Source organism: Paenibacillus nanchangensis, assembly GCF_046543445.1.
GTDB lineage: Bacteria > Bacillota > Bacilli > Paenibacillales > Paenibacillaceae > Paenibacillus_AQ > Paenibacillus_AQ nanchangensis.
Genome location: NZ_JBHOFD010000031.1, coordinates 1 through 22,585, shown reverse-complemented (window position 1 = coordinate 22,585; position 22,585 = coordinate 1). Strand labels below are relative to the sequence as shown.

The 22,585-nt window shown below is 57.5% G+C and carries 22 protein-coding genes and 1 tRNA gene; 19 read left to right on the top strand and 4 right to left on the bottom strand.

Going from position 1 to position 22,585, the window contains the following annotated elements; translation table 11 throughout:
* The first annotated feature begins 51 nt into the window (after positions 1 to 51).
* The 7 genes from nifE (at position 52) to ACE6ED_RS22080 (ending at position 6,741) form a co-directional block, all read left to right on the top strand.
* Positions 52 to 1,407 carry a nitrogenase iron-molybdenum cofactor biosynthesis protein NifE gene (gene nifE / locus ACE6ED_RS22110; RefSeq protein ID WP_410829591.1) on the top strand — a complete coding sequence of 452 codons (1,356 nt, stop codon included), beginning with the start codon at positions 52 to 54 and terminating at the stop codon, positions 1,405 to 1,407.
* Complete coding sequence (gene nifN / locus ACE6ED_RS22105) at positions 1,404 to 2,732, top strand: nitrogenase iron-molybdenum cofactor biosynthesis protein NifN (RefSeq protein ID WP_410829590.1); 1,329 nt, start codon at positions 1,404 to 1,406, stop codon at positions 2,730 to 2,732. The genes nifE and nifN overlap by 4 nt, the downstream gene beginning before the upstream one ends.
* A complete protein-coding gene (locus ACE6ED_RS22100; protein WP_410829589.1) occupies positions 2,707 to 3,120 on the top strand; it encodes a NifB/NifX family molybdenum-iron cluster-binding protein in 414 nt (137 codons plus the stop codon). Before nifN ends, ACE6ED_RS22100 begins: the two co-directional genes overlap by 26 nt.
* A complete protein-coding gene (locus tag ACE6ED_RS22095; protein ID WP_410829588.1) occupies positions 3,092 to 3,709 on the top strand; it encodes a DUF269 domain-containing protein in 618 nt (205 codons plus the stop codon). The genes ACE6ED_RS22100 and ACE6ED_RS22095 overlap by 29 nt, the downstream gene beginning before the upstream one ends.
* A gap of 29 nt (positions 3,710 to 3,738) precedes the next feature.
* Entirely contained in the window at positions 3,739 to 4,782 is a 1,044-nt protein-coding gene (locus tag ACE6ED_RS22090) for a HesA/MoeB/ThiF family protein (protein ID WP_410829587.1), read from the top strand.
* A gap of 5 nt (positions 4,783 to 4,787) precedes the next feature.
* A complete protein-coding gene (locus ACE6ED_RS22085; RefSeq protein WP_410829586.1) occupies positions 4,788 to 5,924 on the top strand; it encodes a homocitrate synthase/isopropylmalate synthase family protein in 1,137 nt (378 codons plus the stop codon).
* Positions 5,925 to 6,147: 223 nt separating this feature from the next.
* On the top strand, positions 6,148 to 6,741 hold the full coding sequence (locus ACE6ED_RS22080) for a hypothetical protein (RefSeq protein ID WP_410829585.1): 594 nt from the start codon (positions 6,148 to 6,150) through the stop codon (positions 6,739 to 6,741).
* A gap of 113 nt (positions 6,742 to 6,854) precedes the next feature.
* Here ACE6ED_RS22080 and ACE6ED_RS22075 read toward each other — a convergent pair whose 3' ends face one another.
* Entirely contained in the window at positions 6,855 to 8,564 is a 1,710-nt protein-coding gene (locus ACE6ED_RS22075; protein WP_410829584.1) for a glycoside hydrolase family 13 protein, read from the bottom strand.
* Positions 8,565 to 8,843: 279 nt separating this feature from the next.
* On the opposite strand from ACE6ED_RS22075, the gene ACE6ED_RS22070 reads away from it, so the two are divergent.
* The 3 genes from ACE6ED_RS22070 to ACE6ED_RS22060 all read left to right on the top strand — a co-directional run bounded on the left by ACE6ED_RS22070 (position 8,844) and on the right by ACE6ED_RS22060 (position 11,717).
* Positions 8,844 to 9,581, top strand: a complete 738-nt coding sequence (locus ACE6ED_RS22070) for a class I SAM-dependent methyltransferase (RefSeq protein WP_410829583.1) — start codon at positions 8,844 to 8,846, stop codon at positions 9,579 to 9,581.
* Entirely contained in the window at positions 9,578 to 10,795 is a 1,218-nt protein-coding gene (locus ACE6ED_RS22065) for an MBL fold metallo-hydrolase (protein WP_410829582.1), read from the top strand. Before ACE6ED_RS22070 ends, ACE6ED_RS22065 begins: the two co-directional genes overlap by 4 nt.
* Positions 10,796 to 11,423: 628 nt before the next feature.
* On the top strand, positions 11,424 to 11,717 hold the full coding sequence (locus ACE6ED_RS22060; protein ID WP_410829581.1) for a hypothetical protein: 294 nt from the start codon (positions 11,424 to 11,426) through the stop codon (positions 11,715 to 11,717).
* 300 nt (positions 11,718 to 12,017) lie between these two features.
* Here the strand turns inward: ACE6ED_RS22060 and ACE6ED_RS22055 are convergent, their stop codons facing one another.
* Complete coding sequence (locus ACE6ED_RS22055; protein ID WP_410829580.1) at positions 12,018 to 12,596, bottom strand: phosphatidylglycerophosphatase A family protein; 579 nt, start codon at positions 12,594 to 12,596, stop codon at positions 12,018 to 12,020.
* Positions 12,597 to 12,929: 333 nt separating this feature from the next.
* Here ACE6ED_RS22055 and ACE6ED_RS22050 point away from each other — a divergent pair, with 333 nt between their 5' ends.
* From ACE6ED_RS22050 to ACE6ED_RS22030, 5 genes are all read left to right on the top strand, one after another.
* Positions 12,930 to 14,057 carry a GerMN domain-containing protein gene (locus tag ACE6ED_RS22050; RefSeq protein ID WP_410829579.1) on the top strand — a complete coding sequence of 376 codons (1,128 nt, stop codon included), beginning with the start codon at positions 12,930 to 12,932 and terminating at the stop codon, positions 14,055 to 14,057.
* 505 nt (positions 14,058 to 14,562) lie between these two features.
* Entirely contained in the window at positions 14,563 to 15,318 is a 756-nt protein-coding gene (rph, locus tag ACE6ED_RS22045; RefSeq protein WP_410829578.1) for a ribonuclease PH, read from the top strand.
* A 1-nt stretch (position 15,319) separates the two neighbouring features.
* Complete coding sequence (locus ACE6ED_RS22040; protein ID WP_410829577.1) at positions 15,320 to 15,964, top strand: XTP/dITP diphosphatase; 645 nt, start codon at positions 15,320 to 15,322, stop codon at positions 15,962 to 15,964.
* Between the two features lie 420 nt (positions 15,965 to 16,384).
* Positions 16,385 to 16,840: a cupin domain-containing protein gene (locus ACE6ED_RS22035; RefSeq protein WP_410829576.1), complete on the top strand. Its 456-nt coding sequence runs from the start codon at positions 16,385 to 16,387 to the stop codon at positions 16,838 to 16,840.
* A gap of 379 nt (positions 16,841 to 17,219) precedes the next feature.
* Entirely contained in the window at positions 17,220 to 18,056 is an 837-nt protein-coding gene (locus ACE6ED_RS22030) for an aldo/keto reductase (RefSeq protein ID WP_410829575.1), read from the top strand.
* Between the two features lie 240 nt (positions 18,057 to 18,296).
* Here the strand turns inward: ACE6ED_RS22030 and asnB are convergent, their stop codons facing one another.
* Positions 18,297 to 20,141, bottom strand: a complete 1,845-nt coding sequence (gene asnB / locus ACE6ED_RS22025) for an asparagine synthase (glutamine-hydrolyzing) (RefSeq protein ID WP_410829574.1) — start codon at positions 20,139 to 20,141, stop codon at positions 18,297 to 18,299.
* A 57-nt stretch (positions 20,142 to 20,198) separates the two neighbouring features.
* Between asnB and ACE6ED_RS22020 the strand changes: the two genes are divergently transcribed.
* The 3 genes from ACE6ED_RS22020 to ACE6ED_RS22010 all read left to right on the top strand — a co-directional run bounded on the left by ACE6ED_RS22020 (position 20,199) and on the right by ACE6ED_RS22010 (position 21,073).
* Complete coding sequence (locus ACE6ED_RS22020) at positions 20,199 to 20,357, top strand: hypothetical protein (RefSeq protein ID WP_410829573.1); 159 nt, start codon at positions 20,199 to 20,201, stop codon at positions 20,355 to 20,357.
* A 92-nt stretch (positions 20,358 to 20,449) separates the two neighbouring features.
* Positions 20,450 to 20,812: a hypothetical protein gene (locus ACE6ED_RS22015; RefSeq protein ID WP_410829572.1), complete on the top strand. Its 363-nt coding sequence runs from the start codon at positions 20,450 to 20,452 to the stop codon at positions 20,810 to 20,812.
* 187 nt (positions 20,813 to 20,999) lie between these two features.
* Positions 21,000 to 21,073: transfer RNA gene (locus ACE6ED_RS22010), tRNA-Arg, on the top strand.
* 47 nt (positions 21,074 to 21,120) lie between these two features.
* Here ACE6ED_RS22010 and ACE6ED_RS22005 read toward each other — a convergent pair.
* Positions 21,121 to 21,795, bottom strand: coding sequence for a hypothetical protein (locus ACE6ED_RS22005; RefSeq protein WP_410829571.1), 675 nt, complete (start codon positions 21,793 to 21,795; stop codon positions 21,121 to 21,123).
* A 177-nt stretch (positions 21,796 to 21,972) separates the two neighbouring features.
* On the opposite strand from ACE6ED_RS22005, the gene ACE6ED_RS22000 reads away from it, so the two are divergent.
* Positions 21,973 to 22,443 (top strand): 2-thiouracil desulfurase family protein, encoded by a 471-nt coding sequence (locus tag ACE6ED_RS22000; protein WP_410829570.1) that lies wholly within the window; start codon positions 21,973 to 21,975, stop codon positions 22,441 to 22,443.
* Positions 22,444 to 22,585: the final 142 nt, after the last annotated feature.

The following is a 22,585-nucleotide window of genomic DNA, read 5'->3' as shown; positions in this document are numbered from 1 at the left end:
CGTAAGCTGAAGTGAACATTTTTCGCAATAGGCGAAGGAGGGAGACGCCGCATGGATCCGATCCGAAAAGAACCGTATGACGCCGGAGTGTGCGCCAGCCCCGCCCCCAAATCCAAGCCCTGTCCCCGGCCGAAGCCCGGGGAGGCGGCCGGGGGCTGCTCCTTCGACGGCGCCCAGATCACGCTGCTGCCGATTATGGATGCGGCGCATCTCGTTCATGGGCCCGTTCCCTGCGCGGGAACAAGCTGGGAGAGCCGGGGAAGCTTGACCAGCGGAGCCGCGCTTTCCCGTTACGGCTTCACAACTGATCTGGCCGACAGCGACATTATCTTCGGCGGGGAAAAAAAATTAAAGGAAGCCGTCGAATATATCGCCGGGCGCTTTGCGCCTCCGGCGATCTTTGTCTATTCCACGTGCGTCACCGCTTTGACCGGCGAGGATATAGATGCGGTCTGTACGGAGAGCTCCGCACGTCTCGGGCTGCCTGTGGTGCCGGTGAACAGTCCGGGGTTCGTCGGCAGCAAAAACCTGGGCAACCGGCTGGCGGGCGATGCGCTGCTGCAGTACGTCATCGGCACGGGAAAGCCGGACCGCGAGCTTCCGCCGGGCGTCAATCTGATCGGCGAATATAACATCGCCGGCGAAATCTGGGACATTGAACGGCTGATGGGCCAGGCCGGCATTCCGGTCACGGCGCGGATTACCGGCGACAGCCGTTACCGGGAGCTGACCTGCGCACATCTGGCGCGCGTCAACATGGTCGTCTGCAGCCGGGCGCTGCTCGGGCTGGCCCGGGAGATGGAAACGAAATACGGCATTCCGTATTTCGAGGGGTCTTTTTACGGGGCCAGGGAGACGACGTATTCGCTGCGGCAGATGGCCTACCTGCTGAATGACCGGGAGCTGGAGCGGCGGGTGGACCGGCTGACGGAACGGGAGGAGAACCGGCTGGCCTATGCGCTGAAGCCGTACCGCAAAGCGCTGAAAGGCAAAAAAGCGGTCCTCTACACCGGCGGCGTCAAAAGCTGGTCGGTGATTTCCGCGCTGAAAGAGCTGGGCGTGCAGGTGGTCGGCGTGGGGACAAATAAATCGACGGCCGACGATGTAGTCCGGATTGCAGAACGGGTAGGAGACGACACGGAGTATATTGCGGAGGGCGGCGCCGGGCGGATTTTGAAAACCGTGCGTGAGCGCAAAGCGGATATTATGATCGCGGGTGGAAGAAACATGTACGTCGCGATGAAGGAACAGATTCCGTTTGTGGATATCAACCAGGAGCGGCACCGTGCTTATGCGGGGTATGAGGGGCTGCTGCGGCTGGCCAAGGAGCTTGTGCACGCCATCTCGCATCCGGTCTGGAAGCTGGCGGCGAATCCCGCGCCATGGGATAGGGAGGCGGACAGATGACGGTGAAAAAACTGACGAAACCCGTAACCGTGAACCCGCTTAAGGTCAGCCAGACGCTTGGCGCCGTCCTGGCGCTGCAGGGGTGTTACCGTTCGCTTCCGGTTATCCATGGTGCGCAGGGGTGCTCCGCGTTTTCCAAAGCGCTGCTTACCCGCCATTTTCGTGAACCCATTGCCGTTCAGACCTCTGCGCTTCAGGAAATGGACGTGATTTTCGACGCTAACCGGAATTTGGAGGAAGCACTAAATACGGTGCTGTCCAAACACCGGCCGGATCTAATAGGCGTCATTGGGACGGAACTGACCGAGGTGGCGGGTGTGGATTACCAGGCCATGCTGAAAACCTACAAGCGGGAGCGGAATCTCCGCGATGTGCTGCTGTTTCCGGTGCCGCTCGGGGATTTTCGCGGTTCGCTGGAAGCCGGTTTTGCCGCTGCGGCCGAGGCGCTGATTGACGAACTGATCGTGTTGTGCGGAAGCCGGGGGCCCAAAAGCGTAAACAACCGCCAGATCACCCTCCTTCCGGGGGCGATGCTGACTCCCGGCGATGTGATGGAGCTGAAAGAGCTGCTGGCTTCGTTTGGCTTTGAAGTGATTGCGCTGCCGGATTTGTCTACTTCGCTGTCCGGGCATCTGCTGACCGGTTTTTCGCCGCTTACACGCGGTGGCGTGCCGCTGGATTCCATGCTGCAGAGCCTGCAGTCCGGTCTTACTATCGCGGTAGGAAGCGGGATGGAACGGCCGGCCCGGCGGCTGCACAACGCACTTGGTACGCCGTATCAGGTGTTTCACGGATCGATGGGACTCGGGGCGTCCGATGAATGGATGGAGTTTTTGCGGCGGATTAGCGGGGAGCCGGTGCCGGTAAAATACCGCTGGCAGCGCGAAAATCTGCTGGATGCGCTGCTGGACGCGCATTTTCAGTTCGCTGGAGCTTCAGCGGTCGTAACGCTGGAGCCGGACCACCTGGTTTCCGTCTCAGGCTGGCTGAAGGAGCTTGGCATTCAGCCGAAAGCCCGGGTCGTACCGTGCGAATCGCCCGCTTTAACCGCCATGGAAGGCGAGATCTGGATCGGCGATCTGGACGATGCGGAAACGCTCGGCCAAGGCGCGGATTTGTGGATCGGCAGCTCTCATGGAGCCGCCTGCGCCGGGCGGATTGGCGCGGCGTTCCTCGCCGCAGGTTTTCCGGTATGGAGCGAGCTTGGAGCGCATCTCAACGTTTCCGTGGGCTACCGGGGCGCGATGGAGTGGGTAAACAAAACAGGCAATGCGCTGATGCGAAGGGAGGAGAACCGGCGTGAAAGTGGCGTTCGCAACAGATGACGGCGTGCGGGTCAATGCCCATTTTGGGCAAAGTCCCCGGTTCGCCGTGTATACGATCGGCAGGCAGGGAGCGAAGGATTATGAGCTGCGGGAGGTGCCGCGGGACGCCGACAGGGACGAAGGAAGCCGGATTGACTGCCGGATCACGTTGATTGAGGACTGTACGCTGATTTTTTTGATGCAGATCGGGGCTTCGGCGGCCGCGCGGGTAACCCGCCGCCGGATGATGCCGGTCAAGGTGCCGCCCGGCAGCCGGATCGACGAGCAGGTGAAACGGCTGACAGAGCTGCTGCAGGGGAAACCGCCGCTGTGGCTTGCCAAAGTAATGCAGGCCGAAGCAGATAAGGAGGGGGCCGGAGATGGAACCGGTGAGCAGCGGAGCCGTTAATCCCAGTAGCGGGAGAGAGGATTTGCGGGAACGCCTGGCGCGGAACAGACGGCCTGCGGGGGCCTTGTCCGGCCCGGATCGGGACAGCGGGATACGCCTGACCCAAGAACCGGGCACAGACAAAAGCGAACTGAAGGAGGCGTACATCAACCGGCTGTGCGGACTGCTTGATGCGTATGACCCATTCGGCAGTTATACATCCCTGCCGGCTGAAGACAAGATCGCCCGGCTGTTTCTTGTCTCGGCGGACGAGAAACGGCGGTCGGACACCGGCTGCATGGTGTCGCCGCGCACGGTCCGGCAGGCCGCGCTGCTGTTTCAGGCGGCGGCCGGTCTGCTTGAAGAGCGGAGCGGGCTGCAGATGCAAAGCGCCGCGGAGCTGAATGATGAGGGTTTTGGACGGGCGCTGATTTTTACCGGCCGGACCATCTTGGTGCTGAAAAGCATCCGGCCCGGCTTCCCGTTTCCCTTCGCCGGGGTTCGTGCGGCAGTAGATTATGGAGCCGGGTGTGCGGAAGAAGGGTTGGCTTTTTTGGATCAGCACAACCGCTGGGTCACGGTGCACGGAGCTTTGGCTTTGGAGGGCTAGAGGCTGACGGAGAAAGGAGGCGAAGGGGAATGGAGCGGTCGGGTCCGGCGTTAGAGGGGGCGGGGATAGGAGAAGCGGCGGTAGGGGGAGCAGCGAGTGGAGAGGCGATAGGTGGATTGGCGGCGGGAGAGGCGATGGCGGGAGCAGTAGGAGAAGTGGGGGCAGGTGGAGCAGGGAGAGCAGGAGTGGCACCGGCTGCAGCAACGACGGTAGAGGGAGCGGGGGAAGTGGCGGCGAGTCGAGGGGCAGCAGAAGTGGCGTCGGGGGGAGTTGCAGGGGCGGCAGGTGAAGCGCAGGCAATTGGAGCGGCGATAGCAGGAGGGACGACGGCGGGAGGGGCACCACGGGACCTCCCCGGCTCCCGCTACGCCCGTCAGCTGAAGCTGCTGGGGGAAGAAGGCCAGCATGCGCTCCGCAAGGCCTGCGTGTTTGTCGCCGGCGTCGGCGGCCTGGGCGGCACCGCAGCGCTGTATTTGGCGGCGGCGGGAATCGGCAAGCTGATTTTGGCGCATGAAGGCGTTGTTGCGGCTCCCGACCTGAACCGGCAAATCTTAATGGATACCGAACATCTCGGTGAAAAACGGATCGAAACGGCTGTCCTTCGCCTCCGCATGCTGAATCCCGAGGTCGAAATCGTGGGATATAACTCGCGAATTGATGATACTGCGCGCCCCTGGGTCGAAGCGGCCGATATGGTGATCGACGCCAGATACGATTTTCCGGAACGGTACGCCCTTAACCGCCTGTGCGTGGAAGCAGGAAAACCTATGATCGAAGCGGCCATGTACGGCTTTGAGGTTTCGCTGACCACCATCCTGCCCGGGTTGACCCCTTGTCTGGAATGCATCTACCCTGACCGCGGAGCGGAGTGGGAGCCGCTTGGTTTTCCAGTATTGGGAGCAACTTCCGGAATTGCGGGTTGTCTGGCGGCACTGGAAGCCGTAAAATGGATTACACGGGTAGGGACGGCTTATGCGGGCATAATGCATCGCTTTTCGACGATCGACTTTGCCTGTTACAGCGTGCACCTCACTCGTAATCCGAACTGCGCTTGCTGCGGAGAAGGAGGATGACAACCGTGAAACGTCTTAGGCTGTGTGACACGACACTTAGGGATGGCGAACAGGCGGCGGGAGTTTCTTTCACAAGGGCGGAAAAGCTGGAAATCGCAAGGATGCTGGCGGTATGCGGCGTAGAGCAGGCGGAGGTAGGGATTCCGGCCATGGGGCCAAAAGAGCAGGAGGACATTGCGGCGATTCTTTCGCTGGGTCTGCCGATGCGGCTGATGACCTGGAATCGGGCGGTTACGAGCGATATTGACAAAGCGTGGTCGACGGGCGTGGACTGGAGCCACATTTCCATTCCGGTATCGGAGATTCAGCTCCGGGGCAAGTTGGGCCTTACGCCTTCGGAGGGCTTGGACAAGCTCCGGCGGACGGTCGATTATGCGCTTCGTCTCGGCCTCACGGTCTCGGTGGGGATGGAGGATTCTTCGCGGGCGGATATGGATTTTGTGATCCGGACGGTAAATACGCTGTATCAGGACGGGGTACGCTGGTTTCGGTACGCCGATACGGTATCGGCCCACCATCCGGCCCAGATGGCCGAGCGAATCGGCACGCTGATTGAAGCGGTGCCGAAGACTGTGGAGATTGAGGTGCACTGTCATAACGATTTTGGTCTCGCTGCGGCTAACACGCTGAGCGGGATTGCCGCAGGCGCCGTCTGGGCGAGCACAACGGTTGCGGGGATCGGCGAACGGACAGGGAATGCGGCGATGGAAGAAGTGGTGCTGGCCTGGCGTTATCTCTATGGAGGGTACAGCGCGGTCAGAGCGGATGCGCTCCAGTCGCTTGCGGAGCTGGTGATTGCGGCTTCGGGGCGGACGGTCGGAGATGCCAAACCGATTGTAGGACCGCTGGCTTTTACCCATGAGTCGGGTATTCATGTCGATGGGCTGATGAAGGACCAGGCCACCTACCAGACCTTTGATCCGGGCGAGTTGGGCCGGGAGCACACGTTTGTGCTCGGCAAGCATTCCGGAAGCGGCGGTGTGGAATACGTGCTGCGGCAGCAAGGTGTGGAGATTTCGCCCGAGACGGCCGAGCGGCTGCTGATGCGGGTGCGGGAGTATGCGGAGCGGACCAAAGAGACCGTGCCGGAGGCGCTGCTGCTGCAGTGGCTGGGCGAGGAGGCGGAGCGGGACGCCGGGTAGGCTTTTGGCGGATGCAATAATAGACGGCTCAAGGGATACGGAATAAAGCTTTTAAGCCGGCGCTCTCCCGTTTGGGTGAGGTTGCCGGCTTTTGTTAGTGCGCCCGGCATGGACGATGACTTGGCGTTGAAAGGCCGATGGTATGAGCGATAACTTGGCGTTGAAAGGCCGCTGGTGTGAGCATACGCTTATAAAAAGATTGTTTTAGTAAAGGGGCTAGAGGATGAAAGCTGCAAAATGGGTAATCGCATTTGTTTTGTTTTTTTCTTCATCACTTGTTATGGGGGAGACTTTCAGCGCCCGAGCCAGTGGCCAAAATGCTCAGAAGACAAAACAGCTATTTAAATCCGTCCCTTATTTTGTAAAAAAATTCAACAGCTACGAAGGCGGATTTATCATTTCTGACTATAAAATAACTAAAGATCAAGAAACAAATTTATTTAGCGTGAAATTAGATGAGTCCTCGGCATTAACAGGGGTTCTGAATACAGACAACAGCATAAAAAGCTTAACCCTTCAAACCAAAGTGGAGTATTTGACTAAAGAAGAAAAAGAAGAATTGGATGAATACGGAATTGAAGGGGATATGGGAATCGAGAGGGCTATTTACGCTGCGCAAATTATTTACGCGATTTATAACGGAAATGAGTATTATGGTAGTGTTTCTTCCAAAATATCTGAACTTTTAAGCCATATCCCTATGGTAGACCCGGGAAAACAAAGAGTCTTTTCAAAAAAAATCACCATAGATGGAGTAACCTATAGTATGTACGTTTCCAAGTCAGATGTATTTACTTTGAAAATTCAAAATAAATAGGATCAGGCCTCGGATTTTTTGACCGTAATTTCCTGCCAGGCCGGTTTACCATAAGTTCGCCGCAGGCTGTAGCTTATGCCGCTTACCGCCGCCTATCGCCGCCTGCCGCCGCGTTACTTCGCGGCGGGTTTGGCGTTTTTTTTCTGCAAATAAACTCTCGCTTCATAAGGCCGGAGCTTCAGCTGACGCAGGTCGTCCGTTTTGCTTTCAGTGTAGTTGGAGATCAGCAGCTGCATGCCATCCCGCGTAAACTCCTCCGGCAGTTCAAATACCGGCTCCCGGTCAAAAAAGTTCAGGATCACCAGCAGCAGCTCATCCTCCAGCGTCCGCGTGTACGCATAAATTTCTTCATGCAGCGGGAGGATCAAACGGTATTCGCCATAGACGATTACCTTATGCTTACGGCGCAGCGCAATCAGCTTTTTATAGTAATGGTAAATGGAGTCCGGATCGTGCATCGCCTGCTCGGCGTTAATCTCCATGTAGTTGGAGTTCACCCGAATCCAGGGTGTGCCTGTGGTGAATCCTCCGTTGTCGCTTGTATCCCACTGCATTGGTGTGCGGGCGTTGTCCCGGCTTTTTTTGTGAATGGCGGCCATAATTTGATCTTCCGGCACCCCCGCCGCACGTTTCTCCTCATAATAATTCAGCGTCTCCACGTCCCGGTAATCCTCAATCGACTGGAACGCGATGTTGGTCATGCCGATCTCCTCGCCTTGGTAAATGTACGGCGTGCCCTCCAGCGTGTGGATGAAGGTTGCCAGCATTTTGGCCGACGGAATGCGGTAATACATATCGTTACCGAAGCGGGAGACGGACCGGGGCTGGTCGTGGTTGTTCAAATAGTTGGCGTTCCAGCCGCGGTTATGCAGGACGGTCTGCCAGTTGCCCATGATTTTTTTGAGCGAAAGCAGGTTCCAGGGCACCGTGTCCCATCTGCCGAGGCCCGGAGCCGCCGCATCCAGGTTCATATGCTCGAACTGGAACGTCATGTTCAGCTCGCGCCGTCCGTCGCCGACATAATCAAGCGCCTGCTCAGGGCCAAGCCCCGACGTTTCGCCGACCGTCATGATATCGTAGAAGTACAGCACGCTGTCGTGCAGGTTTTGCAGGAGGGTGTGCACATGATCCAGATTGGAAAACATCTCATATGCGCGTACGGTCGGCGTGCCGCCCGGGTTATGCGCATCCGGGTAACCTTCGGTTTTGACGATATGAGCGATGGCGTCGAACCGGAAACCGTCCACCCCTTTTTTTAGCCACCATTCCACCATCTCGTGCATTTTGGTGATGACTTCAGGATTTTCCCAGTTCAGATCGGGCTGGAATTTGGAATAAAGGTGGAGATAATATTCATCGGTTTCGGGGTCATATTGCCAGACCGAACCGCCGAAATAAGACTCCCAGTTGTTCGGGGGCCCGCCGTTTTTACCTTTTCGCCATATATAATAGTCCCGTTTCGGATTATCCTTTGATTTTCTCGATTCGATGAACCATGGATGCTGATGGGAGGAGTGATTCAGCACCAAATCCATCACCAGCTTGATTCCCCGCGCGTGCATTTCTCTCAGCATCAGGTCAAAATCCTTCATCGTGCCGAATTCCTTCATAATGTCGCAGTAGTCGCTGATATCGTAGCCGTTGTCATGGTTCGGCGATTTATAAATCGGGCACACCCACACGACGTCCACGCCGAGATCCTTCAAATAATCCAGCTTGGAAATAATCCCTTGGAGATCGCCAATTCCGTCGCCGTTTGCATCCATAAAGCTGATCGGGTAAATCTGATAGACAACGCTTTCCTTCCACCATTTCGGGTTCATCGCATAGTTCCTCCTTCAAAGACGGCTGGTTGCTGCAATGGCCCGGTTCTCCGCCGGACCTCCCCCGGCCAATCCGCTGGCTCCCGCCGGACGACGGGCAAGACGGGCAAGCTGGCCGGTTTGCGTGTAAAATCCGTTACTTTATTGATATCTTAACCAAACGGGATGAACTGAATAAACATTTTTTCATATAACGGCGCTTTGAGTTTGGATAAAAAGGCGGTACAATGGCGTTACCTTGACTGTATAGAGAGAGACAGGCGGGAGGAGCGACAAGCGATGAGCGAATGGTATGAGGAAAGTTTTGGAGAGGACTATCTGATCGTATACCGGCACCGTGATTTCGGCGGCGCGCAGCAGGAGGTCAAGCAGATGATTGGCTGGCTCGGTCTGCATCCGGGAGCGAAAGTGCTCGACTTGTGCTGCGGGATGGGCCGGCACTCGCTGGCGCTGCGGCGGGAAGGGTACGAGGTGACCGGCGTCGATTTGTCCGAGGTGCTGCTGCGCGAGGCAAGGAAACAGCCGGGTGCGGAGGAAGTGACCTGGGTGCGTTCCGACATGCGGGAACTGCCGCTGGAGGGTGGTTTCGATGCAGTCGTGAATTTGTTCACTTCATTTGGCTATTTTGAGCGGGATGAAGAGCAGTTGAAGGTGCTGCGGGAAATCTGGCGGATGCTGAAGCCGGGCGGACAGTTCATTATCGATTATTTGAACCCCGCTCATGTTGTGCGGCATCTCGTTCCGCATTCGACGCGGGAGGACGGGGATTGTCTGATTGACGAGCAGCGGCGGATCGAAGACGGTTACGTAAAAAAAGACATTCGCCTCACCTCCAGATCAGGAGGCGAACCCCGCCTGTATCATGAACGGGTGAAGCTGTATCCGCTGGAACAGTTCCGGCGGATGATCGAAGCGGCTGGATTGTCGCTGACCGCGGTGCACGGAAGCTACGAAGAAGACGCCTACAATCCTGAAGAGTCGCCCCGGATGATTTTTACGGGTGTTCGCGCGCAATGAGCGGTGGAAGCGGAGTGCGGCCGGATGGAGGCGGCGGGCGGGATACAGGTAAAGACCGGTTCGGGCAAATTGCGGGGAGACCCGGGAGAAGCTTCGCCCTGCCGGACATGCCGGCGGACGGCGTCTTGCGGGTAGCGGTGCCGATGCCGGGGCCGCTGCGTCAAGTGAACGCCTACGTCTTCCAGGAAGCGGACGGCATTTCGGTCGTTGATCCGGGCCCGCGCACCGAAGCCAACGAAGCCCTGTGGAACCATCTGCTGCAGGACTGGGGACTGGACTGGCGGCAGGTGCGGCAGGTTGTGGTCACCCACCATCATCCGGATCACTACGGATTGTCGGGCTGGATGCAGGCACAAGCCGGATGTCCGGTCCTTATGTCCCGCCGGGCGCTGGAGGAAGCGGGGCGGATGTGGGGACATACCGGCGCGGGTCCTAGCGGGACCGCCAACAGGACCGCTAGCGGCTCTGTTAGCAGCGGCCCAGTTAGCGGCCCGGCCAGCGGTTCCGGCGGCGGCTTGCGCGGGGAATCTGGCACCAGGCAGGCTCCGGAGGAGCGGGCGGAGCCGGAGCTGAACCGGACGCTGGGAACTTTTTTTGCGGCGCACGGCATGCCGCCGGAATGGACGTCGCAGCTGCCGGAGCATTTGCGGAGCTTCCTGCCGCAGACGTCGCCGCAGCCTGATGTCAGCATCGTGGAGAATGGCGGCACGGTCCGGCTCGGGGACCGGACCTGGCGCGCCATCCAGACGGGGGGCCACGCACCGGGCCACCTCTCCTTCTACGATGCGGAGCGGGAGCTGCTGCTGTGCGGGGACGCCGTGCTGCCGCTGGTGTCGCCGAACATCAGCCTGCTGCCCGGCAGCGATCCGCAGCCGCTGGCCTCGTTTCTGGACGGGCTGGTCCTGCTGCGGCGGCTTCCGGTGAAGACGGCTTATCCCGGGCACCGGGATAAGCTGACGGAGTTCGCCGCACGGATCGACCAGCTGCTCGTCCATCACGAGGAGCGGCTGGCGGAAACGGAGGCGCTGCTGGCCTCCGGGCCGCGGACCGGCTTCGAGCTGTGTCTCGGGCTGTTCGGCGGCCGCATCCGCGGCATCCACCAGATGCGCTTCGCGATGAGCGAAGCGCTGGCCCATGCGGCGGAGCTGGTCCGCCGGGGGCGGGCCCGGGAAGTGGCGGACGAAGCCGGCCTCCGGTTCGTCCTTGGCGAATAGCCGAAGGGCGGTGACGACTGGGCAGACGGCAGAGGACAGACTACAGCGGTTAGACCACAGAGAGACAGCGAGCAGGTTCAAGGCTTTTTTGGCGTTGATTTCGATGAGGTTATGGCTGAAGTAAGTTTGCTTACAGACTCTAGTCAGATTGCAGTACAATCACATTGCGCAATCTGTTCATCCGTATGAATGGAAAGAATGCCAAGTCGGGACTGGTGTGGCGAGGTCACCTGTTTATTGTCAGATCGATCTACGAATCCTCTCCTGTGACACACCCGCAACGGATTACCACAGAACGCGATACGGAGGTCTTTACAGAGGTCTTTACGGACCCAGCGGCCGTTATTTCTGAAATTCTTGGGCTTTTGTAGGCCTGGCGGACTCCAGTTCCGTTATTCGTACCAAAAACATACAAACTATGGCTTCTCCGCGTAAATAAGTGAATCTGAGTCCGTCACTTTGCCAAAACACGGAATAATCAGCAAATAAGGTTCCCTGTGTCCGTGAACTTGTACCCCTACTTTCTCTGGCGGCTACAAAAGGCGGGAATCTGGGATGAAATGCTGAAGCACGTTACCATTAAACCGGACTTTGGTTACCAATTGAGCCGGACTTTGAGCAGATGAGGATGGATACAACCATAGTCCGAGTTCATCAAGAATCGAGAAGTTTTGCCGTTCGGGCTTACGATACCGGTGCAATTATTGCCTTGTTAAAAAAACAAAACGCAACTCCCGTCATTCCGAACAAGCGAAACCGGCGAAAACGAGCTTACGACAAGGATACTTATACAGAACGGCATTTAATCGAATGCTTTTTTAATAAAATGAAAAATTATCGGCTGCCAACCCGCTATGACAAGACAGCGAGCATGTTCAAGGCTTTTTTTACGTTGATTTCGAAGAGGTTATGGCTGAAGTAAGTTTGCGTACAGACTCTGGTAAAAAGGCAAACAACGCAAACAACGCAAACAACGCAAACAACGCAAACAACGCAAACAACGCAAACAACGCAAACAACGCAAACAACGCAAACAACGCAAACAACCCAAACAACCCAAACAACCCAAACAACCCAAACAACCCAAACAACCCAAACAACCCAAAGCTGCGGACAAGGAAAACCTCCTTGCCTGCGGCTTTGGGTTGTTTTGTGCTTCCGTCATGGATAGCGGGGGAAGCGGATGCGCAATGGTGGTTAAAACCGCCGCAGCAACCGCAATTTAAACCTTTGGTTTCGGTCCCTCCAGGTTGTCCTCCGGTGCATGGGGCAGTCCCAGGCTGGTTTCCCGTTCCGCCTGCTTGCGGTGGGCGATCCGGCTGCTGGCAGCCGCGGCCACGGCTCCGACAATATCGTCCAGGAAGGTGTGGACCTGTCCCGAGGTTTTGTCGTTCAGCCGGTCCAATACGCCGGGCTTCAGCTTATCGACGTAGCCGTAGTTTGTAAATCCGATACTGCCGTAGACGTTCACGATGGAGAAGGCCAAAATCTCATCTACGCCGTACAGACCCTCGTCGTTCTGGATCATTTCCTGCAGCGGGGAAAACAATTTGCCCTCCTCCGTCAAAATGTCCAGCTGGATTCCCGTCAGCACCGCATTTTGTACCTCGCGTTTGCTCAGCACCATCTCGACATTGTGTACGCATTCTTCCATGGTCAGATTGGGATAGTATTTTTTCTGGAGCAGCATAACCAGTTCCGCGATTTCCAGCAGCGTGACTCCGCGCTTGCGCAGCCAATACCTGGTCGCTTCGGCAACCGCTTCGCTGTTCAGACTGTAAGGCAAATTCGCTTCAGCCAAGGTTCAGTCCTCCTGTTGGGTCGGTCGTTGGATTGGCGCCTTCCCGGATAAGGGCGGCGGTAGAACAATTGTACTGATCCTGGAAGCGTTTGTCCAGAAACCGGGCACAGCGCGAATCTTTGCCAATCTCCAACGGGTAAAGCGCAAGCTGCCAGAGGGCCAATCGCGGGCGCAGCATGCATCTTTACGGGCGATCCAACACCCTGAAACCGGATCAGAGAGCGTTGAGCGGGGATTTTTGAGCGGTCTTGGATAAGCCTTGTTATTTTTTGCGGACAGGGCTCGTATACATAGCATTACAAACGGTATCAACCATCGAAAGGGGAAATCAAGATGAAACAACGTTCCACCGTTCGCGGCGTTTCCGCGGCCTGTCTGCTTGCCGTACCGCTGGCGCTGTCCGGCTGCGGGTTGTTTGGATCAGAGTCTTCCGGCGCTATCGACCCGCCGCCCGCGGAAGTGGAGGCCCAAATGCTCAGTTATGCAGACGGCGGGCAGATGCTGCTTCCCGATCAGGCTGCCGTTGTGACCGAAACCGGGGAAACACCCGATCAGGCTGCGGCCAACACGGCCCCGCAAGGACCGCGCACTACAGTATTCCTGCAGGACGGCAGCGGCCTGCTGGCTCCGGTTGCCGTGCCCCTGCCCGAGGCAAAAGGCACCGATGCGATGGAGCAGGCCCTTGAGGCGCTTGTTGCGGACGGCCCCTATCAGAGTTCGCTTCCCTCCGGTTTTAGCGGCGTGCTGCCTAAGGGCACTGAAGTGAAGGCGGTCACGATGGATGAAGCCGAAGGGCTGGCGGTAGTGGAGCTTGGCGGAGCATTCTCCACATATCGGGCGGGAGATGAGCGCAAAATACTGGAGGCCTTAACTTGGACTCTCACCGGGCAGGAAGGCGTCCGGCAGGTCCAGCTCTGGGAAAATGGCAAAAAGCTGACGGAAATGCCTGTAAACCAAACTCCGCTGGCGTCCGGTCCGCTTGACCGCAGCCTGGGGATTAATTTGACTCAAAGCGGCGGACCGCATGATATGAATGCGGGGGCCGTAACGGTGTATTTTTCCGCGGCGACTCCCGAAGGGCTGCAGTATTACGTGCCAATCACCCGCTTTGTTGACTCCGGCAAAGACCGTCTGACGGCGGCGATTGATGAGCTCATTGAAGGACCGGAGGCAGGCGAGCCGCTGGAGCAGGTGATGACGTCGGGCACCACGCTGAAATCCGTGCAAAAAGAAGACGGCGGCATTGTCTCCGTCGCGCTTGACGATGAAATGTTTGAAGGCAGCGGCAAGGTGCCGGCCGAGCTGCTGAAGTCAGTGGTGCTGACGGTAGCCGGCAACACGGACGGCGAGCGGCCGCTGGTGAAGGTGTCGCTGAATGGCGGGGAGACAACCGGCACTGATAACGTCAACTACAGCAAGCCGGTATCCGCGCCGGAAGCGGTGAACCAGTTCCCGATGTAAGGCAGCGCTGCTGCGGGGCTGCTGCAGTTTCTGCAGCAGCTACAGTAGCCGCAGTATCATAGTAGGAGCAGTAGCCGTCAGCCACATACCAGTAGCTGCAATACCACAGGAGCCGCACTAGCCGCGACAGCTACAGTAGCCGTAGTATCACAGTAGGAGCACTAGCCACAGTAGAAGCACTAGCCACTATCACAGTAGGAGCAAAGGCCACGGCAGCCATAGTAGCCGCACCAGCCACTCATTGCCGTCATAGCCGCCGTGGCCGCCATTAGCCGTATGGCTGCTATAGCAGCCGTTTTTTATCCGCTGCTAATTTAGTACAAAGCCGCGCAGACCTGCAACCGCTTAAGGCCGAAGAAGGAAAGGGCGTTTGCCCGGATTCCAAAAAGATGCTTTTGTGCCTTCCGTTTGGTAGAATAAAGGATGCATTTCCGGCGGAGGCGCGCTGTGGAGCAGACGCCGGACACGATAATAATGGATGCATACGACTGTAGGAGGCAAACACATGAGAGCAAACGGGCGAAACGCCGATCAGCTTAGACCGCTGAAAATAACGACCCAAACGAATAAATACGCCGAGGGCTCCGTCCTCATTGAGATGGGCGACACGAAGGTTATTTGCACCGCAACTGTGGAGGAGAAGGTCCCGCCGTTTTTAAAAGGGCAGGGAAAAGGCTGGGTCACGGCCGAATATTCGATGCTGCCCCGGGCCACACAGCAGCGCAACCAGCGGGAAGCCGCACGCGGCAAGCTGACGGGCCGGACGATGGAGATTCAGCGGCTGATCGGACGGGCGCTTCGCTCCGTGGTCAACCTGCAGGCGCTTGGCGAGCGAAATATTACGCTTGACTGCGATGTTATTCAAGCCGACGGCGGAACGCGAACGGCTTCGATTACAGGCGCTTTTGTCGCGCTTGCGTTCGCTGTGAATAAAATCGCCCAGCAGCATAAGCTCAGCGTATTTCCGATCCAGGATTATTTGGCGGCCGTAAGTGTCGGGGTTGTAGGCGGGCAGCCGCTGCTAGACCTGAACTATGACGAGGACTCCAAAGCCAAAGTCGATATGAACGTTGTGATGACCGGCGCCGGGAAGTTTGTTGAACTGCAGGGCACGGGCGAAGAAAGCCCATTCTCCAGAGAAGAGCTGCAGGAGCTGCTGGCGCTCGGCGAAAAAGGCGTGCAAGAGTTGATCACCGCACAGCGGGAAGCGCTGGGAGCGATTGCCCTTCAAATCGGCGGCGGGGCCGGACAAGGGGTGTAAAATGGCAGACAAGGATCGGATGATTATTGTCGCCACCCGGAATCCGGGCAAAGTGAAGGAATTTCAGCATGCGTTTGCGCCGCTTGGGCTGACAGTCCGCAGCATGTTTGATTATCCTGATCTCCCCGAAGTTACGGAAGACGGCCGGACGTTTGCCGAAAATGCGCTCAAAAAATCGCGTACCGTCGCCGAAGCGCTGGGTCTGCCGGTGCTTGCAGACGATTCCGGACTGTGCGTCGATGCGCTGGACGGCAGGCCGGGAGTGTATTCGGCCCGCTATGCGGGGGAAGGCGCTTCGGATGCGGACAACAACCGGAAGCTGCTGGAGGAGCTGGAGGGGCAAAAAGCAGGCGAGGACACCCAGCAGCCGCTGCTCAGCACGGCCCGCTTCGTCTGCGCCTTGTCGCTTTACGATCCTGCTGACGCCCGGGAGACGACGGCGGAAGGCAGGGTCGAAGGCTGGATTACCTCGGAGCAGGCAGGCTGCGGAGGGTTCGGTTATGACCCGCTTTTTTACCTGCCGGAGTATGAGAAGACGATGGCGGAGCTCACACTTGAGGAAAAACAGGCAGTCAGCCACCGAGGTCAAGCGCTGCGTCTGTTGACGGAACGGCTTGCCGAGGAAGGCTGGAATAGCGCGGAATAACCGGCCGGTTGGGCGGTCCGCACAGATCGGATGGCGCAGCTGCGAGTCATTCGCCGCTGCGGCGAATGAGCTGCCGAAAACGGCAGTTAAACCGAAATCTGCCAAAGTGCAACGGTCCGGACAACGGCGAACTGCCGTCCGTCCGGGCCGTTTCATTATTTCTAAGCAGTTTTACAAGCCTCCCTGATTCCGGTACAGTAGGGATAGGCTGGATGGGCGGACGGTTTCAGGGACTTTTTTCTGAAGATGCAAATTGCAGTCAGATTACAGCCGCTGTCCACGGCATGCAGGTCCGCAAGTTGGATAATTAAGGATAAAGACCGGAAGAGACGGAGTTTTGGCAAGCAGGCCGCAAGTGCGCGGGGCCAAGTGCGCCCCTGCCGAAATCGTCTTGATCCGCGTCAAAAAGGAGAGAGAACATTGTCAGAGAAGCAGCTGTCGCCGTTTGTAGCCTCGCTTGGGCTGCAGCCTCATGTTGAGGGCGGCTGGTACAAGGAACTTTGGAAATCTTCATTTGTCATTCCCCAAGAGGTGCTGGGGGGAGCGTATACCGGTGTCAGAGCTTCGGCCTCTTCGATTTATTTTTTGCTCCACCCGGACGAGTTCTCGGAGTGGCATACGGTCCTGTCGGATGAGGTATGGATGTGGCACGCGGGAAGCCCGCTGCGCCTAAGCCTGGGCGGCGATGGAGAAGCGCCGGGAGAAGTTACCGACATCATTTTGGGACTGGACATTGCCGCGGGCCAGCAGCCGCAGGCGGTGGTTCCGGCCAAAGTCTGGCAGTCCGCTTACCCGCTGGGCGACGAGCCGGTGCTGGTATCCTGTATCGTTGCTCCGGCCTTTCACTATGACGATTTCCGGCTGATCCAAAAGTAATTCATTCTTAAAAAGTCTTAACCCAAACAGCCAGACCTCCGCGGGCGTGACGCGGGGGTTTGGCGTTTTTCAGTAGACCAACACCGCTTTGCTCTGGCGTAGTCTGTTTGCAGTGACCAACACCGCTTCGCTTGGCTTTGGCTGGTTGCTTTAGCCATCACCCCATTCCCCCATCACCCCATCACCCCGGCTTTGAACGGTTTGCTGCGGCCAACACCGCTTCACTACGGTGCCCACTATTCCGGCTATGCCACTTTTTACTAGGTAACAGAGGATCAAGCTCCGGCCCGCCGGCATTTTGGTAAAATCCGAGTCATCTGCTATACTTAATGTCGCAGCAAGTACAAATCCCATCCTTTGTGAACCGGAGGTATCGATTATGAGCTCATTAAATCAGCCGTTCAGCGGCGGACCGACGTTAAATGACGGCCGCACTATGCCTTGGCTTGGACTGGGCGTGTGGCAGACCAAAGAAGGGGAAGAGGTCATCAATGCCGTCAAATGGGCGGTGGAATACGGTTACCGCAGCATCGATACGGCGGCGGGCTATCAGAACGAAAACGGCGTCGGGCAGGCGATCCGCGAATGCGGCGTACCGCGGGACGAGCTGTTTATTACAACCAAGCTGTGGAACAAGGATCAAGGATACGAAACCACGCTAAAAGCATATGAAGAAAGCCGGAGCAAGCTGGGCCTTGACGTCATTGATTTGTACCTGATTCATTGGCCGGTGGCCGGCAAATACCGCGAGAGCTGGAAAGCGCTCGTGCACCTGCAAAAGGAAGGGTACGTCAAGTCGATTGGCGTCAGCAACTTCCAGATCCATCATCTGAAGGATATTATTGAGGATACCGGCGTGGTGCCGGCGGTAAACCAGGTGGAGTTCCACCCGCTGCTTACCCAGCGTGAGCTCCGCAAATACACGCGTGAGCAGGGGATCCAGCTGGAAGCGTGGAGCCCGCTGATGCAGGGCAACCTCGACCTGCCGCTGCTGAAAGAGCTTGCCGCCAAATACGGCAAGACGCCCGCCCAAATCATTCTCCGCTGGGACCTGCAGCAGGGCGTGGTTACCATTCCGAAATCGGTCCGCAAGGAACGCATTCAGGAAAATGCCGGTTTCTTCGATTTTACGCTCAGCGACGAGGATGTGGCTGCGCTTGAAGCACTGAATGAGAACCGCCGGTTTGGCCCGGACCCGGATAATTTCAACTTTTAAAAAAATTAATTAGGCCCGTTCTAGATTACGGATCGCTTATATGCAGCAAAAGCTGCCGCCAAGACACGGAATCGTGCCGGCGGCAGCTTTTTTGTACGAAGCAATAGGGGATTGCGCTGGTCAGCTGCTGTCGTTGCTTTACGGTGGAGCGATCCTGGCATCTACATCTGTCCGGTTTTGCTAAGCTTTAGACCGCAGGGTATCCCGGCCGCGAGTGTCCGCTTAATCCCTCCGCGCCAATCAGCCGATTTTCACATTATAAGTGCGCAGCCACAGGTCCACCTGGGAAAGGTACGCGAACAGCTGCGGACCGGACATCAGCTGCCCGAACCAGGGGAGATGGCTTGATGATTCGGGTGAGGCGGCAATCCCGCGGATGGCTTCGGCATCAATGAGCGGCAGGAGAGGCGAATCCGGATCGTCCAGAATGTCGAGCGTCCGCTGCCGGACCGCTTCCAAGTAGGCCGGATTGTGCGTTTTGGGATACGGGCTTTTTTTGCGGTACAGCACGTCATCCGGCAGCACGCCTTCCAGCGCTTTGCGGAGAATGCCTTTTTCACGGCCGCCTACGGTTTTGATTTCCCAGGGAATATTCCAGACGTACTGGACAAGACGGTGATCGCAGTAAGGAACGCGTACCTCCAGGCCCACGCCCATGCTCATCCGGTCTTTGCGGTCCAGCAGGGTTGGCATGAAGCGCGTGATGTTCAGGTAGGACATGACCCGCATTTGGGCGCGTTTGCCTGTTTCCCCCTCCAGTTTGGGCGCTTCCGCAACGGCGTCGCTGTACCGGTCCCCCAAATAATCCAGCGGACGGATCCATTCCCGGATTTCGGGAGAGAGCAGGCCGGCCCGCATTTTAGGCGCAACCGACCAGGGGAAAGTGCCCGAGTATAGCATTTCGTCCCGGTGGAACCAGGGATAACCGCCAAAAATCTCGTCCGCCGCTTCGCCGGAAATGGCAACGGTGGCGTTCTTTTTAATCTCACGGCAAAACAGATACAGCGAGGAGTCGACATCCGTCATCCCGGGCAGATCTCTGGCAAACAGAGCGTTATCGAGCGCCTGCACCAGTTCCGGGGTGTCAAAGGCGATATAGTGGTGCCGGGTGCCTAGCTCCTCTGTCATCCGCTTGATCCAGGGACCGTCCGCGCCGGGCTGAAACGAATGGCTGGTAAAATGTTTGTCATTGTCCACATAGTCGACGGAATACGTATCGACTTGGCCCTGCCCGGTCCGGCGGTAGTAATCGACGGCCAGTGCGGAGAGGGCGCTGGAATCCAGCCCCCCGGACAGCAGGGAGCACACGGGAACATCGGACACAAGCTGGCGTTCCAGCGTATCCGTCAGCAACTCGCGTACTTTTGCGGCGGTTTCGTCTTCATTGTCGTTATGGGGAGAAGCCTCCAGCTTCCAGTAAGCGTAGCTGCGCAGTCCTTCCCGGCTGTAAATCATGGCGTGGCCCGGCCGCAGCTCGGCGAGGTCTTTGTACACGCCCTGTCCCGGGGTGCGGGCGGGACCGATAATGAAAATTTCCGCCAGACCTTCCGGTCCGACCTCCGGACGAACCTTCGGATGCTTCAGCAGAGCTTTTGGCTCCGAACCGAAAACCAGGGTGTCCTCTTTCAAGCTATAAAAAAGCGGTTTGACGCCAAGCCGGTCCCGGGCGAAAAACACCCGTTCCTCGCGTCCGTCCCACACGGCGAAAGCAAAGATGCCGTTCAGGCGCTCCGTGCAGCCGGGTCCCCATTCCATATAGGCATGCAGCAGCACCTCGGTGTCGCAGGCCGTCCGAAAATGATGGCCCTGCCGCTTCAGTTCCGCTTTCAGTTCAGGCGCGTTATACAATTCTCCGTTATAAACAATGGCATACGTATGATCCCCCTGACGGGCAATCATCGGCTGAGCACCGTTCTCCGGATCAATGACGCTCAGACGCCGGTGGCCGAAAGCGCACGGTCCGGATATCCATGTTCCCGCCGCGTCCGGTCCGCGGTTCGCCAACGTCTCTGTCATCTGAACCAAAAGCTGCGAATGCTGCGTCAAGTCCCCGTGCCACTGGATAAAGCCTGTTATTCCGCACATGACGGTTCATCCTCTCCTTCGTGTATTTCGGCGTCCTCTCCGGCGGCTGCTCCAAGCATGCAAGGAAGCACCGATTCCTATAGATACGGCGTGCTGCTGACCCGGGTTAAGCAGGCTGGCACCCGTCCCCGCGGCCGCCCTGACGCCTTCGCCGCCAGACAAGCGGCCTCCCGGCGCAAAAAAAAGACGGCCCCGCCGTTCTTTTCGTCAAAGTAATACAGATATATGCCGAAGGGAGGCATAAAATGTATGTCCTTATCCTAACAATAAAGGGTGTGGGGACGATGCCAGGAAGGGATGGATGATGCATGTACTATATCAAGGACGCCAAAATAAGAAGAATGCTCGATTATGACGGGGCTCCCTGCGCCGAGGTGGGCGTGCTCCCGGGAGCGGCCGGTGATTTGCCGCTGCTTGTCTATATCGTGGAGGACCGGCGCGAAGACGGGTACGAGATTGTCCGCATCCTGACCAACGATGCCAGTACGGCCACCGACTGGTACGATAACAATATGCACGACGCGTTTGTGGATGTCACGGCGAGCGCGTTCACGGGGAGTCCCGTAATGACGCCCGAAGAGGAACGATCCAAATTTCAGCGCGAGCTGCTGATCTTCGAAGGGCTGAAAAAACAGCTGGAACGGCGGTTTCGCGAATACGCCGAGATCTGAACCGTTTCTGCCGTCCGGCAGGCGGAACGAACTTGACAGGAAAGCCGGTGTCAATCAAGGCATCTTCCCCCACAGTTTTTTAGCCGGAGTGTTACCGAAATTGACTCATTTTTGCCGCAGCCTCGGCCTTGATTAATTTGGTGGTTGCGGTATAATGTATAACGTTGCTGAATTTCATACATACCATGTCCCAGTAGCTCAGTTGGATAGAGCATGCGCCTTCTAAGCGCACGGTCGGGGGTTCGAATCCCTCCTGGGACGTCCAGCACTGAAGGCCCTGTTTGGGTCTTTTTTTATGCCTTCGCATTTTACTCCTTCCGTTTCCATTTCAGGTACAATTCCCATTCCGCAGTAAAATGAAAAAGCACAAAAGACAGGCCGCTGTAAATACACGCCAGGACAACGCCCGCGGCTGAAGGGGAAGTCAAACCCAGCAGCGCGTTGCCGGCCAGGCTGCCGATTCCGGCGAATGCCGCCCACGGCAAGCTTCTTCGGCTTGAGCTGACCGGGTTGCGGTTCTGCCCGCTCCGTGCCCCCCGTCTCCAATACCATCCCAGAGCCAGAGCATACAGGCAGAAGGACGACACGGCATAAAGCGGCGTGCGCAGCCCGATCCATTCGTACACGAATTTTTGGGCAGCCGTCAGCAGGCCGAGCGGCATAACAAGGCCAAACACCGCCCGGAACAGCAAAAAATTCAGCTTGAGCCGCTCCGGAAACAACGCAAGCATCAGCGCCCAGCTGTTCATCACCACGACTGGCGGGACGAGCAGCCATAAATACAGCGGTGCCGCAGGCTGCCCCGCCGCCGGGATAAGCAGAAACGGGTCCATGAAGATCAGGGTCAGGATCAGCGCATTCCCTCTGACTCCGCCGTATACATGGGAGCGGATATAGCGGTCCAGTGCGGATGCGCCGCCGCCTTGACTCGGGCGTTTTAAACCGGATTTATGGGGGTGAATGATACGTTTGTTATTGGTCATAAGCTCATTATACCAAGCGTTTGAGGGGGCTGCAGCCGGGCAGGGACGCCGCGTTTTCCCCGGTAAGGTCTCGTTTCTCCGGCTTGCCTGATTTACGGGTCTCTTTTATTCTATAAAGTGGACCTATGGTTTACGGAACGATTTTAGATAAAGATTGCAAATGGGGGAATGCGTGCAATGATATTGGTCAGCTCCTGCCTGGCAGGAATGAAGGTTCGTTATAACGGCACGGACAGTCTGGATGAGACCATCGGCCGGCTGGTAAGGGAACAAAAAGCGGTAACCGCCTGCCCTGAGCTGATGGGCGGATTCACGACGCCGCGCGAACCCGCCGAAATTATCGGAGGAACCGGCGAAGATGTACTGGATGGCCGGGCGGTTGTTGTGGAACGGTCCGGGCGCGAGGTCACGGAGCTTTATGTTCGGGGAGCTTATGCCGCGCTGGAGCTGGCAAAGTCTGTTCAAGCCACGCTAGTGGTTCTGAAAGAAAACAGCCCTTCCTGCGGATCCAAGCAGATCTACGACGGTTCCTTCAGCGCCCGCAAAATCGGCGGGCACGGTGTAACAGCCGCGCTGCTGCGGCGGGAAGGTTATCCCGTTATCTCCGAAGAGGAGCTGCCGGATTACCTGGAAGGACAGCTTAGCTAGACGCGTCCAATTCAGCCGGGTTCAGTCCAGGCGCGTCCGATCCAAGCGTGTTTAATATAGCCGGGTTCAATCCAGCCGCGGGCATTGTCATGTATACCTAAAAAGCGTTTCGGGTCACGGCACCCGGAGCGCTTTTTTTGCT